The sequence below is a fragment of the Pseudomonas sivasensis genome, assembly GCF_052938085.1.
In genome coordinates this window covers 1,038,563-1,053,336 of the sequence record NZ_CP176442.1, presented here as the reverse complement: position 1 = coordinate 1,053,336, position 14,774 = coordinate 1,038,563, and the positions used below count along the sequence as shown (strand labels likewise).

The 14,774-nt window shown below is 63.2% G+C and carries 9 protein-coding genes; 8 read left to right on the top strand and 1 reads right to left on the bottom strand.

Going from position 1 to position 14,774, the window contains the following annotated elements; genetic code table 11:
- Positions 1–137 precede the first annotated feature (137 nt).
- From ACKZ62_RS04990 to ACKZ62_RS04955, 8 genes are all read left to right on the top strand, one after another.
- Positions 138–686 carry an NUDIX hydrolase gene (locus ACKZ62_RS04990; protein ID WP_032890771.1) on the top strand — a complete coding sequence of 183 codons (549 nt, stop codon included), beginning with the start codon at positions 138–140 and terminating at the stop codon, positions 684–686.
- Positions 687–714: 28 nt separating this feature from the next.
- On the top strand, positions 715–1,218 hold the full coding sequence (locus tag ACKZ62_RS04985; protein ID WP_095185804.1) for a L,D-transpeptidase family protein: 504 nt from the start codon (positions 715–717) through the stop codon (positions 1,216–1,218).
- A 261-nt stretch (positions 1,219–1,479) separates the two neighbouring features.
- The gene (locus tag ACKZ62_RS04980) at positions 1,480–2,229 is read left to right on the top strand and encodes a GntR family transcriptional regulator (RefSeq protein WP_032890767.1); all 750 of its coding nucleotides are present in this window, start codon (positions 1,480–1,482) and stop codon (positions 2,227–2,229) included.
- Between the two features lie 19 nt (positions 2,230–2,248).
- On the top strand, positions 2,249–3,355 hold the full coding sequence (gene nagA, locus ACKZ62_RS04975) for an N-acetylglucosamine-6-phosphate deacetylase (protein WP_447096398.1): 1,107 nt from the start codon (positions 2,249–2,251) through the stop codon (positions 3,353–3,355).
- Positions 3,348–4,358, top strand: coding sequence for an SIS domain-containing protein (locus ACKZ62_RS04970; protein WP_032890762.1), 1,011 nt, complete (start codon positions 3,348–3,350; stop codon positions 4,356–4,358). Before nagA ends, ACKZ62_RS04970 begins: the two co-directional genes overlap by 8 nt.
- 36 nt (positions 4,359–4,394) lie before the next feature.
- Positions 4,395–6,905, top strand: coding sequence for a phosphoenolpyruvate--protein phosphotransferase (gene ptsP, locus ACKZ62_RS04965; protein WP_447096397.1), 2,511 nt, complete (start codon positions 4,395–4,397; stop codon positions 6,903–6,905).
- A gap of 26 nt (positions 6,906–6,931) precedes the next feature.
- Positions 6,932–8,638, top strand: a complete 1,707-nt coding sequence (nagE, locus tag ACKZ62_RS04960) for an N-acetylglucosamine-specific PTS transporter subunit IIBC (RefSeq protein ID WP_447096396.1) — start codon at positions 6,932–6,934, stop codon at positions 8,636–8,638.
- 77 nt (positions 8,639–8,715) lie between these two features.
- Complete coding sequence (locus tag ACKZ62_RS04955) at positions 8,716–14,394, top strand: membrane-targeted effector domain-containing toxin (RefSeq protein ID WP_447096395.1); 5,679 nt, start codon at positions 8,716–8,718, stop codon at positions 14,392–14,394.
- A 66-nt stretch (positions 14,395–14,460) separates the two neighbouring features.
- Here ACKZ62_RS04955 and ACKZ62_RS04950 read toward each other — a convergent pair whose 3' ends face one another.
- Entirely contained in the window at positions 14,461–14,772 is a 312-nt protein-coding gene (locus tag ACKZ62_RS04950; RefSeq protein ID WP_095185810.1) for a YqfO family protein, read from the bottom strand.
- Positions 14,773–14,774: the final 2 nt, after the last annotated feature.

The following is a 14,774-nucleotide window of genomic DNA, read 5'->3' as shown; positions in this document are numbered from 1 at the left end:
CGGTCTGTTGGCTACCATGCATCATGCACCAAAGCGTGCGGGCGCCCAACCCCAAAACCCGGCGGGTGTCGCTAAACGACAACTTGCAGGCCCCTGCCCGCCACGCCAAGATAGGCGCACTTTCCAGGAACCCCAGCATGAAATTCTGCAGCCAGTGCGGTAAACCGGTCACCCAACGCATTCCAGAAGGCGACGGGCGCCTGCGTTTTGTGTGTGATCACTGCTCGACCATTCACTATCAGAACCCCAATATCGTCGCCGGGACCGTGCCGGTGTGGGGCGATAAAGTGCTGCTGTGCCGGCGCGCCATCGAGCCGCGCCTGGGCTACTGGACTCTGCCCGCGGGCTTTATGGAAAACGGCGAGACCGTCGAACAGGCCGCCACGCGCGAAACCCAGGAAGAAGCCTGCGCCCGCGTGCGCAACCTGGCGATTTACACCCTGATCGATGTGCCGCACATCAATCAGGTGCATATCTTCTACCGCGCCGAACTGGTCGACCTGGACTTCGCCGCAGGCCCCGAAAGCCTTGAAGTGCAGCTGTTTGACGAAGCCGACATCCCTTGGTCCGAGCTGGCTTTCCGCACGGTGGGACGTACCTTAGAATGCTTTTTCGCTGACCGCAGACTTGAGTCCTACCCGGTGCGCAGCGAGGCTGTGCCGCCGATGGGCAAGCCCGCCCAATAATAATCCGGCATCAAGGGAAATCGTTTTAATGCGTTGGTTGCTTGCTCTGCTCTGCCTGTCGTTCGCTACCCTTTCGCCGGCTTCTACCGTGGAGACCCTGGGCGGCAAAACCGTCGAAAAAGTCCTGGTGCTCAAGTCCGCCCATCAATTGCAACTGATCAACGACGGCAAGCCGATCAAGACTTACCGCATTTCCCTGGGCAAAAACCCCAAGGGCCACAAGCTGATAGAGGGCGACCGCCGCACCCCGGAAGGCCTGTACTGGATCGACTGGCGCAAGACCAGCGACCGCTTCAACCTGGCCATGCACATCTCCTACCCCAATATCAGCGACGCCGCCCGCGCGCGCCGCGAAGGAGTGAAGCCCGGCAGCATGATCATGATCCACGGCACGCCTGACACCGAAGACTACCCCGAACAGTGGTTCCACACCCTGGACTGGACCGACGGCTGCATCGCCATGCGCAACGTCGATATGCGTGAAGTCTGGACCCTGGTCAAAGACGGCACCCTGATCGAAATTCGGCCGTAATCGTCGACCGTTCGTAAAATAATTCGAAAATTTTTCCCGCCTTCAACAGCGCCCGCCGGTGAATACCAGTTCACCGCGCGGGCTGCGCCGTTCTGCGCGCCATAAAGACCTCTCTAATACCACTTAAGACCAAGCCCCGTTATAGGGCCATAAAAACCGGATTTTCACCGTTTTCGCTGCATTGACATGGTATTTAAGTGGTATTAATTTCCGGCCAATACCGGGCGACAACACTCCAATAACGCATCGGAAACCTGACAGATGAATCCCATCCTGGCCCTGCGCCCTGACGACAAACAATCCACGCCGCTTTACCTGCAATTGGCCCGCAAGCTGGAAGCGGCCATCCATGCCGGCGAGTGGAAATCCGAACAGGCATTGCCGTCTGAACGCGTCCTTAGCGAGCAACTGAGCATCTCGCGAGTCACCGCCCGCAAGGCGCTGGAAGTGTTGTTTGCCCAAGGCCTGATCCGCCGCAGCCAGGGCTCCGGTACCTTTATCACGCCTCGCCTGGAACAGCCGCTCTCACGCCTGTCGGGTTTCAGCGAGATGTTGCGCCTCAAGGGCTTTGTGCCCAGCTCCCAATGGCTGGAGCGTGACATCACCCCGCCGACCCATGAAGAGCTGATCCGCCTGGCCCTGTCGCCAACCGACAAAGTGGCGCGCCTCAAGCGTTTGCGTAAAGCCGACGACACCGTCATGGCCATTGAGATGACCACCATGCCCGCCTCGGTGCTGCCGCAACCGCAAGCCATCGGCAGCTCGCTGTACGAGTACCTGGAAAGTATCGGCAAGCCCATCGTCCGTGCCTTGCAGCATATCCAGGCGGTCAACGCCTCGGACGAGTTCGCCGCCCTGGTGGGCATCGCCCCCGGCACCGCCATGCTGCTGATGACCCGCGTGGGCTACACCGCCGACAACACACCGATTGAAATCACCGACACCTACTGCCGCAACGACTACTACGACTTTGTCGCAGAGCTGCGTCGATATGACTTTGCCGCCGAGTAGCGGCCTTAGAGAACTGCCCATGTCCGAAGATAATATCCTCACGCCCCACGGCTGGATTCGCGGCCGCCTGGTGCATGAACACGGCAAGGTGACCGCCATTGAAGGCGTGCCTTGCGACCCGACGCAAAACGATTTGCCCTACCTGCTGCCGGGCTTTATCGACCTGCATGTGCACGGCGGCGGTGGCAAGGACATCATGGAAGGCATCGACGCCTTCGAGACCATCACCCGCACCCACGTGCGCTTTGGCACCACCTCGCTGCTGGCCACCACCATGACCGCGCCGGTGGATGAAATCTCCAGCGTGCTCGGTCAACTCGGCGGCTTTTGCGAGCAGCGCCCTGCCGGCAGCGCCCGAGTACTCGGCGTACACCTGGAAGGGCCTTACATCAACCCAGGCAAACTTGGCGCCCAACCCAACTTCGCCCACACCGCGCTGATGGAAGAAGTCGAGTCGTACCTGCGCCTGGCGCCCATCCGAGTGATCACCATCGCCCCGGAAATCGCCGGCCACGACGCCCTGATCCGCACCCTCAGCGAGCGCGGCGTACGCATGCAGATCGGCCACACCTTGGGCAGCTATGAAGAAGGCGTCGCCGCCCTCGCCGCGGGCGCCACCAGTTTTACCCATCTGTACAACGCGATGAGCCCGTTGCATCACCGCGAGCCGGGGATCGTCGGCGCCGCGCTGGCCCACGCCAAGTACGCCGAGTTGATTCCGGACCTGCTGCATGTGCACCCCGGCGCGATACGCGTGGCGCTACGGTCGATCCCTTGCCTGTATTGCGTTACCGACTCCACCGCCGCCGCCGGCATGCCCGATGGCGAATACAAGCTGGGCAGCCACACCGTGACCAAATGCCTGGGCGGCGTACGCCTGGTCGACGGCACCCTGGCCGGCAGCACGCTGACCATGGACCAGGCGCTGCGCAATCTGGTGAAGATCGGCCTGCCTATCAGCGAAGCCTCACAACGCCTGTCGCAATTTCCTGCGGATTACCTGGGCCTGGAAGAACGCGGCCGCCTGCAACCCGGCAGCTTTGCCGACTGCGTGCGCCTGGACCGCTCCCTGCAACTCACCGACGTCATGGTCGAAGGAGAAACCATTGTCTTCAAAAATGCTTGAAGAGGCCTTGGCCTCCTGTGACGCCGTCGCGGCGCAACTGCAACGCCTGAACCCGGCACTGGAAGAAATCGCCGGCCGCCTGCGCCGCCAGCCGCCGCAAGTGGCGATGACCATCGCCCGTGGCAGCTCGGACCACGCCGCCAGCTATTTCGCCTACCTGGCCATGCAGCATGTGGGCATTCCGGTGGCGTCGTTGCCGATGTCGGTGGTGACCTTGCTGCAAGCGCCGTTGAAGGTCAGCGGCCAGGTGGCGTTCGGTTTCTCGCAGTCCGGCCAAAGCCCGGACCTGGTCAACAGCCTGCGCCTGCTGCGTAAGCGCGGGGCTTTGAGCATCTCGTTGGTCAACGCCGAAGACTCGCCGCTGGAAGCCGCCTGTGAATTCCACGTGCCGCTGTGCGCCGGGCCGGAACTCAGCGTGGCCGCGACCAAAAGCTTTATCGCCACCCTCAGCGCCAGCGCGCTGTTGGTCGGCCACTGGAATCAGGAAGCCGACCTGCTGCAAGCCTGCCAGGCGTTGCCCGATGGCCTGCGTGAAGCGGCCCGCCAGGATTGGAGCCGCGCCATCGACGCCCTGCGCGACAGTCAGCGCCTGATGGTGATCGGCCGTGGCGCCGGTTTTGCCATTGCCCAGGAAGCCGCACTCAAGCTCAAGGAAACCTCGGCGATCCAGGCCGAAGCCTTCAGCAGCGCCGAGGTGCGCCATGGGCCGATGGCCTTGATCGGCGACAACTATCCACTGTTGGTGTTTGCCCCGCGCGGCGCCGAGCAGGCAGGCCTGTTGAGCCTGGCCGCCGACATGCGCCAGCGCGGTGCCCGCGTGCTGTTGGCCGCGCCGGACGATATCGCCGAACGCGACCTGACCCTGAGCCGCGCCGAACACCCGAGCCTGGACCCGGTGCTGGCGATCCAGAGTTTCTACGTCATGGCCGCCGGTCTGGCGGTCGCCCGCGGCATGGACCCGGACCAACCGCGCCACCTGAGCAAAGTCACCCGCACTCACTGAGTGGTGTGCCGTGTTTTCCTGATGAGTACCGTGCCCATGTCTAACAACAATAATGCAGTGACCCTCAGCGCCCCCCTCAGTGGGCCGGTGCTGACCCTGGGCAACGTCCCCGACGAAGTATTCGCCAGCGGTGCCATGGGCGACGGCCTTGCGATCGACCCGCTTAATAACTGCCTGCATGCGCCCTGCGACGGCGAGATCATTCACGTCGCGCGTACCGGCCACGCGCTGACAATCCGCGCCGACAATGGCGCCGAGCTGCTGATGCATCTGGGCATCGACACCGTCGAGCTGAAGGGCGAAGGTTTTGCGCTGCTGGTCAAACAGGGCGCGCGGGTGAGCCTGGGCCAGGCACTGGTACGGTTTGACCTGGATTGCATTGCGCGCCAGTGCAAAAGCCTTATCAGCCTGATCATCCTAACCAATGGCGAGCACTTTGACGTGCTGCCTCTGGCGTCGCAAACCGTCAACGTCGGCGAGCCACTGATGCAGGTCATCGCGCGGTCGACAGCGCCCGCTCAGACGGCTGTGGATAACTCCATCGAAGAAGCCAGCGCCCGTTTGCACATCACCCATCGAGGCGGCTTGCATGCTCGGCCCGCAGCGCTGATCCGCAAGACGGCCCAGGGCTTCAGCAGCCAGGCGCGCTTGCACTACGCTGACAAGTCGGCCGCCTGCGACAGCTTGATCGGTTTGATGGGGCTCGGCATCGGCGAAGGCGACGAAGTGCGCGTCACTTGCCGGGGCAAGGACTGCGAGGCGGCCTTGCAGGCCCTGGTTGCCGCGCTGTCTGCACCGATGAAAGAAGAACATCACGCGCCTGCCTCCGTTACGCCACGCCGAGCCAATACCGAAGCCGGTGTATTGCAAGGTGTCTGCGCGGCGCCCGGCCTGGTCTGCGGGCCGCTGTTTCGCCTGAGCGGTATCGAGCTGCCCGCAGACACGGGCCAGCATTCGGCCGACGAACAACTGCAACGTCTGGACACGGCGCTGGAGCAGGTGCGCGGTGAAATTCGCAACACCCTGGAGCACGCCCGCCAGCGTAAAAACGTCGAGGAAGAAGACATCTTCGCCGCCCACCTGGCCCTGCTGGAAGACCCGACCCTGCTGGAAGCCGCCACGGGTGCCATCGAGCAAGGCAGCGCCGCCACCCATGCCTGGCGCGATGCGATCCAGGCGCAGTGCGCAGTGCTGCTGGCATTGGGCAAGCCGTTGTTCGCCGAGCGCGCCAACGACCTGCGCGACCTGCAACAACGCGTGCTGCGCACCTTGCTGGGTGAAGCCTGGCACTTCGAGTTACCCGCTGGCGCCATCGTCAGCGCCCATGAACTGACGCCCTCGGATTTGCTGCAACTGAGCGCGCAGCAGGCCGCCGGCCTGTGCATGGCCGAAGGCGGCGCGACCTCCCATGTGGCGATTCTGGCGCGCGGCAAAGGGCTGCCCTGCGTGGTCGCGCTGGGCAGCGAAGTCCTCGACGTACCGCAAGGCCAGCGGGTGGTGCTGGACGCCGCCAACGGTCGCCTGGAACTGGCGCCCAGCGAAGCCCGTCACGCTCAAGTGCACCAGATTCGCGACGCGCAAAAACTGCGCCGCCAACAGCAACAGGCCCAGGCTCACCAACCGGCACGCACCAGTGACGGCGTAAGCATTGAAGTGGCTGCCAATGTTGCCTCCAGCGCAGAAGCCCAGACAGCGTTTGAAAACGGCGCCGATGGTGTCGGCCTGCTGCGTACCGAATTCCTCTTTGTCGACCGCCGCACCGCGCCGGATGAACAGGAGCAACGCCAGGCCTATCAAGCCGTGCTGGATGCCATGGGCGACAAGTCGGTAATCATCCGCACCATCGATGTGGGCGGCGACAAACAACTCGACTACCTGCCCCTGCCCGTCGAAGCCAACCCGGTCTTGGGCCTGCGCGGTATTCGCATGGCCCAGGTGCGTCCCGAACTGCTCGACCAGCAACTGCGCGCGCTGCTGCAACTCACACCGTTGGCGCGCTGCCGCATCCTGTTGCCGATGGTCAGCGAAGTCGACGAACTGCTGGAGATCCGCCGGCGCCTGGATGAACTGTGTGCGCAGCTGAAGCTGACCCAGCGCCCTGAACTGGGGGTGATGATCGAAGTTCCCGCCGCCGCGCTGATGGCCGAACAACTGGCCGAACATGCGGACTTCCTGTCCATCGGCACCAATGACCTGTCCCAGTACACCCTGGCCATGGACCGCGACCACGCCGGACTCGCCGCGCGGGTCGACGCGCTGCACCCGGCGCTGCTGCGGCTGATCGCACAAACCTGCGACGGCGCAGCCAAGCATGGGCGCTGGGTTGGCGTCTGCGGCGCGCTGGCGTCTGACCCGCTGGCCACCCCCGCACTGATCGGCCTGGGGGTCAGCGAGCTGTCGGTGAGCCCGCCGCAAATCGCAGAAATCAAGGACCGCGTCCGCCACCTGGATGCGGCGCAATGCCGGCAACTGAGCCTTAGCCTGCTCGACCTGAGCAGCGCCAAAGCCGTACGCCAAGCCTGTCAACACCACTGGCCGCTGAGCTGACAACAACAAGAAAAAGGAGACCCGCCATGTACCAACTGTTCATCGAAGGCCTGCAACGCCTGGGCCGCGCGCTGATGCTGCCTATCGCCATCCTGCCGATTGCCGGCCTGCTGTTGCGCCTGGGCGATACCGACCTGCTCAACATCGCAGTGATGCACGATGCCGGCCAGGCGATCTTCGCCAACCTGGCGCTGATCTTCGCCATCGGTATCGCCGTGGGCTTTGCCCGCGACAATAACGGCACAGCCGGGCTGGCCGGTGCGATTGGCTACTTGGTGATGATCTCTACCCTCAAGGTGATGGACACCAGCATCAACATGGGCATGCTCGCCGGGATCGCCAGCGGCCTGATGGCCGGTGCGCTGTATAACCGTTTCAAGGACATCAAGCTGCCTGAGTACCTGGCCTTCTTCGGCGGGCGACGGTTCGTGCCGATTGTCACCGGGTTCTCAGCGGTTGGGCTGGGGGTGATCTTTGGCCTGATCTGGCCGCCGATCCAGCACGGCATCAACAGTTTCGGCGTGCTGCTGATGGAAAGCGGCAGCATCGGCGCGTTCGTGTTCGGCGTGTTCAACCGCCTGCTGATCGTCACCGGCTTGCACCACATCCTCAACAACATGGCCTGGTTTGTGTTCGGCAGCTTCACCGACCCGGCCACCGGCGCCGTAGTGACCGGCGACTTGACCCGCTATTTTGCCGGTGACCCCAAAGGAGGCCAATTCATGACCGGCATGTTCCCGGTGATGCTGTTCGGCCTGCCTGCCGCGTGCCTGGCGATGTACCGCAACGCCCTGCCGGAACGGCGCAAGGTGATGGGCGGGATCTTCCTATCGATGGCGCTGACCTCGTTTCTCACCGGCGTGACCGAGCCGATTGAATTCGCATTCATGTTTCTCGCGCCGTTCCTGTACCTGATCCATGCGCTGCTCACCGGTCTGTCGATGGCCGTGACCAATATGCTGAATATCCACCTGGGCTTTACCTTCTCCGGCGGGTTTATCGACATGGTGCTGGGCTGGGGCAAGTCCACCAATGGCTGGCTGGTGGTGCCGGTGGGGCTGGCGTACGCAGCGATCTACTACACGGTGTTCAGCTACTGCATTCGCCGCTTCAACCTGAAAACCCCGGGCCGTGAAGACGGCCAAGTGGCACCGGCCGAAGCAATGAGCGACAACCAGCGCGCCACGGCGTACATCCGCGCCTTGGGCGGCGCGGACAATCTGCTGAGCGTCGGTGCCTGCACCACTCGCCTGCGCCTGGACATGGTTGACCGCAACAAGGCAGTGGATGCCGAGCTCAAAGCCCTGGGGGCGATGGCTATCGTGCGGCCGGGCAACGGCGGCAGTTTGCAGGTAGTGGTCGGGCCGCTGGCAGACAGCATTGCCGATGAGATTCGTCTGGCGATGCCGACCTCCGTCAGCACATCACCTGCCAGCGCCACTGCGCCGACTCAAGCCAGCAACGTTGCCTCGACCGTGGCGCAGCAATGGCTGGATGCGCTGGGCGGTCAGGCCAATGTCGTCCAGTTGGAATGCGTGGCCATGACCCGCCTGCGCCTGCACCTGTCCGACGAAAACGCGCTGTCGCAGGCGCAGCTCACGGCACTCGGTTGCCAGGGTGTCAGCCGGATCGACGCCGGTGTGTGGCACCTGCTGGTCGGCGAGCAGGCCCAAGGCTTAAGCGCCGCACTCAAGGCCTTGACCTCTCGCCAGCCAGTCCGCGCCGGCGCCTGACCTACCTATCTACCGCCCTGTTCAGGGCGGTCGTGCCCATGCTGAGGGCTCCAATCCTCAGCATGGAGCCTGTGCCCGTGAGCACTTCCACCCCACCCCTGACCTTTGACGAGATCAAAGGCTCACTCAACTTGATCGGCCATCACCTGCTCGACCTCGATGCACCGCTGCTGCCGACGCAGCCAGCGTCGCCTCCACTCGCGTACCTGGAGCGCCTGAATACCCATCTGGAAAACTACCGCCAGCAGTTCCTGACAAACAGCCGCGTGCTGTACCAGAACCTGGCCAACAGCGATCTGCGCAGTACTGAAGGTCAGGCCCTGCTGACCACGCTCAAGGCCACGCTCAACACGCAATTGCTGGACATGGATAGCCGCGAGCAGATCGACGGCAAAGCGCGCAAATCCTTCATGACCTTTGAAGCCGGCTACATCGCACTGACCCACGAAACCGCACTCGCGGTCGCCGATCGCCTGTTCCACCCTCAAGAGCAGGCGATCCTGGACCGCGTACCACTGGGCGTCACGCAACGCCCCGGCCTGTATGCACTGACCTTTGAATACCAGGAGCAAACCATCGAACTGGCCGGTGCGTTTGTGCTGACCGAACATTCAAGCCCGGTGGTAAGCGAGCTTCAATCGAGCACGCCGGTTGGCCGCGTGGCACTGTTCACTCCCTCGCGCGGGATTGAGTTTTTCGCCTCACTGGCCGACCTCGACAGCGATCTGTTCCAACGCCTGGACACCGCCGCCGAGCGCGCTCACTTCATGGGCATGCTGGCAACCGACTACCGCACACTGACGCCGCAAGCCATCTGGCCGCTGGCATTGACCCCGATCAGCGAACGGCCACTGTTCGAGCACCTCGACAACCAACTGATCGCCAAGCGCAGCGCCGACATCGACCGCGCCCTGAGCCTGGTGGACAACCCGCACACTGACGCGCAGGCACTGATCAATGCGCTGGAGCAGGCCATCGTCGGCGCCGTGCCCGACCTCGGCGCGCGACTGCAATGGCGCGCCCAATTGCTGCTCGACCGATGGTTACGGCACAGCGCGCCAGACTGGTACCGCAGCGCCTCAGACACCCAACGCGCACGACTCGCCGAACACTTGCAGCATTACGACCAGTCCCGGCAGCGCCTGGAACAACTGTTCGGCGCCCTGGCCACGCCGTACACCCTGGCACGCCACCAATGGCTGGAGCGCCTGAGCGATGACCTGGATATCCACGACCTGGAACCACAACGCTTGCTGGTGACCACCCGCCGCGCCGTCACACCGATCGGTGAATACAGCCACAAACGCGACCTGGTCGAATTGGCCTTGCGTGGCCTGCATCCCGACGATGAAAACGCCGGTTCCGATTTCCTCGAAAAGACCAGCCTCAGCTACGACGGCGCGCCACTGCCCGACACCTACGCCGCGCTGACGCCGGCCTGGCTCGCGCAACAAATGGGCACGTTGCAACCGCGTATCGACTTCAGGGACCTGCAAAAGCAGCTGCATGCCAAGACCGAGCTGTGCCAGGCCATCGAAGCCATGCTCGACCACAGAATCAACGCGCTGGCCTGCACCGCAATGCTGCAGGGGCATCTCACTGCTGACGATTTCGAACTGATCCAACGCGTGCGCCAAGGCAGCGATCCATTGCTGAGCGCCACGACCCTGGCGCTGCACGAGGCCCAACTGCAAGACCTGTGGGTGCTGCTCCGGCGCGACGCCAGCGGCGCCGTCGACCGCGTGTTGCTGTGTACGCCGCAGGCTCCGCGCGAGCAACAGTTCCAGGCGTTCGACAGTGAAATTGCCTGCCAGAACCACATCCTCGGCTGGACTTTGGACAATGGCCTCAAATCGCCGCCAGGTACCCTCACCGATTACCTGATCAGCCGCGTCGCCCTGCGCTTTCGGGCCAAGATGAAACAGGTGCTCAGCGGCCTGAGCTACAAGTTTCACGCCCAGGAACACCGCGAAATCAGCTTCGGACACGCCGGCAGCCATGCCGATTGCCTCAAGGCCATGGCCACCCATGTGTTGGCCACGCGCCTGGATGACGATGAGTTCAGCACGCCCACCTGGTTCCGCGCGGCGCCGCTGACCACGCGGCGAACCCTGATGAAACTGGCGGACGACACCAAAGGCGGTCTGCGCGCCTACAACGATTATTCGTTGTCCGAGACGCAAGTGCCGGGCTTCAGCGCTTACCTGCATGAGCAGGCGCGCGCCCGTCTGAATGAGCTGCTGGGACGCCCACGCAACGATGTCGACCCCGACACTGTTTGGGCCTACTCACCGGGGTCGGCTAAGGCTGCGCCCATCAACTACACCCAGCTGTATCGCGACGGCTATGCCGACGGCATCGGTTTTCTCGACGAAAAGTTCTCGCGTTCGGCACGCTTCAAAGGCCCCGAAGGCATCGACCTGAGCCCATTGACCGCCGAAAAAGTCGCACGCTCGGTCACCGGCGTCTGGATCGGCCAGCGCTACATCGATGAGATCAAGACACGCCTACTGAACGTCGGCAGCCCGGACTACAAGCTGCGCCGCGATACCACACTAGCCATTACTCAATGGCAATTGCGCAGTGCCGCTCTGGAATCTCACTTGCAGGGGGATATCGCGTCCATCGACCGGGAATGGCTGGAGCGCAGTATTGCGAAGATGGGCGAGACGGCACCGGCCATCCGCCGCGACCATGGGATCCACCGCCTGGTCATCGACGGCGACTGGGTGATCGGCTGCTATCTGTTCACCCATGCCGATGACCCAACGCTGCTCTACACCCCCAATGCTCCGGATGGCATCAGCGTGCGCGAAGCCAGGCAGTTCAACTACTTGCTGAAAAAACTGCCCGGCATGCTCGGTTACCTGGTGCAACGCGTCGCGGTGCAGTCCCAGGGACGAGTGCGCACATTCCTGGAGGACGCCCGGCACCAGTTGCCTGAAGGGCTGGATAAAACCAGCATCAGCCCGCCGCGCTATGACCCGATACGCGCGCAAACCCAGATCCAGGACCTGCGGCGCGAGGTGTATGACCTCAAGCTGCAACGCACCATTGATGATGTTCACGCGACTACCGTCAACCGCAATCAGATGATCAGCGGCATCGCCTGGACCTGTGTGGAATGGGTTGCCGCCATCGCTACCGCGCCTTTTCCAGTGCTGAGCCTGAGCATCGGCCTGGCGCTGGCGTTCAAGGACGCCATGCTGGCTCTGCACGCTTACCACCAAGGCGACAACGCCCAGGCCCTGGAACACTTGATGGGTTACCTGCTCAACAGCGCCGGCGGGCTGTTCACCGACCTGCGCCCGGCCCTCGGCACCTTGAAACAGTTCGCCGTGCGCCAGGCCCCAAGGCGCCTCGTACAGAGCCCGACGCTGCAGTTGATCAGCGCCGTGGAACCCGCGCCACTCAAGCCTGCGGGGATGCAATCGGTGCTGTTCAATGGCGAATATCTCTGGGCTCATCAGACTCCGGACCCGATCGGACGCTATTTGCTCTATCGCCTCGACCCGGGCACCGGCAAGCTGGTCTCCACCACCCGCCTCGCCGCACCGGATGCCCAAGGTGTATGGCGCCGTACCGGAGTGACTGGCGGCGCGCCGAAATATCAAAAAGTCCCGCAGGACCCCGACGCACTCAAGCACTACGAGATGCCCCCCCAGTACGCGGACAAACTGGAGCAGGTGCTCAACCCCGACCTTACGGCGCAACTGCGCCAACAGGGTGACTGGGTGTACCAAAACCCGCACGTCACCGTCGCTGCGGCGTCCCGAGAATTGCAGCCGGTGCGCGATGTGTATCAGCAACAAGTCAGCCAACTGACCCGCGACGCCGAGGACTTTTTCCGCCAGCAGCCGCCCGTCGCGCCCCGTGCCGAGGTACCTACGGTAACGCGGGAGACATCGTTGGCCACGCTCACCGATAACCCCGCATTTAGCCGCGCACCGAACCTGATCATTGGCGCCATCCCCGGCAGCGGTGTCGGCCAGCAGGTGCTTATCGAGAACATCGACGCGCTGCTCAACAAAGGCTTCAAGCGCCTGTACATCGAATACCTGCCCGGTGATGTGTTTCGCCTGAAACTGGACAAGCTCAACAGCGGCAAATCCTGGAAGCACATCGAGCGGCATCTGAAGCTCGTCGACAAGGCAATGGGCTTTGCCGACAACGCCGAATTTTCCTACGTGGCGCTGGTACGCAAGGCTTCGGCCAAAGGCATCAAGATCAAGGCACTGGACGCCTCGACCTGCTACGACCTGGATGATGCCCTCAACCTCGGCGACACCCCACCCACCACAACGCGCAGCACCGCGTTGCGCAACTTCTACTCGCACAAAGTCCTGCAAGGCGACAGCGAAGCCCTGCCCGATGAGCGCTGGGTTGCCCTATTGGACCCCGCGCGCATGCGCGCGGCCGATCAAGTCCCGGGCTTGGCCGATCTGCACAAGGCGGTTGCTGTGCGCGTGGAGAATGTCGGCGCTGACCACGCCGTGGGTTTGCGCATCGACGCCAGCGACGCTTCCGCCGATTACACCCTGGCCGTGCGCGGGCCTGAACGAACCGTAGAATCCAGTGCCCCGTCGAGTGGTGCGGCAACGGTCACGCATTACAGCGACTACGATATCGCTGCGGACCTGCGCGAAAGCATCCAGACCCAGTCATACCAGTCCCACGGCCTGGACAGTCATTTCCTGCCGGCCCCCGAGCACCGCAAGGCGTTTTCAGTGTTCAAGAAAACGCGGGAGCGTCTGACCCAGGATGCACAGCAGTACTTCAGCCAGCACACCCTGCCGGCTCGCCCGGAACTGTCGCGACTCAGCGGGCAGACGCAGCCGGAACCGTTTCTGCGCGCTGTCAGCGAAAGCCGGCTGGCGGGGCTGGTCATCGGCGAGGCCCACAGCGCGCAGACGAGCAAGGCGTTCCTGATCAAACACATGAAGCAACTCAAGGCGCTCAAGTTCGACACGCTGTACGTCGAACATTTGCTCACCGACCTGCACCAGGCCGAGCTGGATGCCTTCCGCCAATCCAAACGCCTTTCGCCCGCGCTCAAGGACTACCTCAAACGCCAGGATGCCGGGCACATGCCGCTCTACAGTGGCGCCAACACCTACTTCGAAGTGATCCAGCAAGCCAACAAATATGGGTTGCGTGTACGCGCACTCGACTGCACCGCCAGTTACCACGTCAAGGGCGCCAACACAGAGGCGCGCAACCAGATGTTCAGCTACTTCGCGTCACGGGTGATCGACGCTGACCAGGCGGCGCACGGCCCACACAAATGGGTGGCGTTCATCGGCAGCGCCCACACCAACACCCACCTGCAAGTGCCCGGCCTGGCCGAGCTGCAAGGCGCCGCCAGCCTGCATATCCGCGATGCTGCGCCCAACCTGTCGTCCCCCATCCGCCCCGGCCGCTGGGAGACAGGCCTGGAAACCCGCTGGACGGCACTGCGCAGCGACTTCACGCTAAAGGTCGGCGTGGCTGGCATGCGTGAGCCTGCCGCATTCGTACCGCTGGACCGCACCCGACTGAAAGTGTCCGGACACTTTCTGGTCGAACACCCGTCAATGGCCGAAAGCAACCTGCTGCACAAATCCCGCAGCGGCGAAATCGTCTCGACCCCGATCCAGGTCGATGACCAGGGCCTGTTCTACATCGATCGCTGGGGCATGGCGCAGCAGCGCTTCCTCTACCAGACCACCTTGATCGACGCCGTACGCGCCCAGGTACAACTGACGCCCGCGCCGTAATCCAGGCAAAAAAAAACCCGCTGACCAAACTGGCCCAGCGGGTTTCTTGTTTATGCCGTCAACGAATCAGAAATCCGCCAACTGCCATACCTCATACGCCGGTGTCTCGTAGGGGTGGCTCAGCTTCAACGCGGCCACAACAGCCACGATCAGCGCATCCGCCACCACCAACTCGACCTTCCATTCTTCGACGACTTCGACCTGGCCAACCTGGCCGATAAACGGCTGACTGCCGTCCAACGCGCGGAATTGGCCCTGGCCCAGCACTTGCCAGGCGCAGTTGTCGTAGTCGCCAATGCGCCCGCCGCCGGCTGCAAAGACGGCGGTTTTCACCGTCTCTACATGGCTGTCGGGCACAAAGAAGGCAAGCTTGTACACGA

Bases quoted from the DNA above. Each gene is read 5' to 3' on its own strand.
- ptsP (WP_447096397.1), top strand. From the start codon at position 4,395: ATGTCTAACAACAATAATGCAGTGACCCTCAGCGCCCCCCTCAGTGGG.
- nagA (WP_447096398.1), top strand. From the start codon at position 2,249: ATGTCCGAAGATAATATCCTCACGCCCCACGGCTGGATTCGCGGCCGC.
- nagE (WP_447096396.1), top strand. From the start codon at position 6,932: ATGTACCAACTGTTCATCGAAGGCCTGCAACGCCTGGGCCGCGCGCTG.
- ACKZ62_RS04970 (WP_032890762.1), top strand. From the start codon at position 3,348: ATGCTTGAAGAGGCCTTGGCCTCCTGTGACGCCGTCGCGGCGCAACTG.
- ACKZ62_RS04990 (WP_032890771.1), top strand. From the start codon at position 138: ATGAAATTCTGCAGCCAGTGCGGTAAACCGGTCACCCAACGCATTCCA.
- ACKZ62_RS04985 (WP_095185804.1), top strand. From the start codon at position 715: ATGCGTTGGTTGCTTGCTCTGCTCTGCCTGTCGTTCGCTACCCTTTCG.
- ACKZ62_RS04980 (WP_032890767.1), top strand. From the start codon at position 1,480: ATGAATCCCATCCTGGCCCTGCGCCCTGACGACAAACAATCCACGCCG.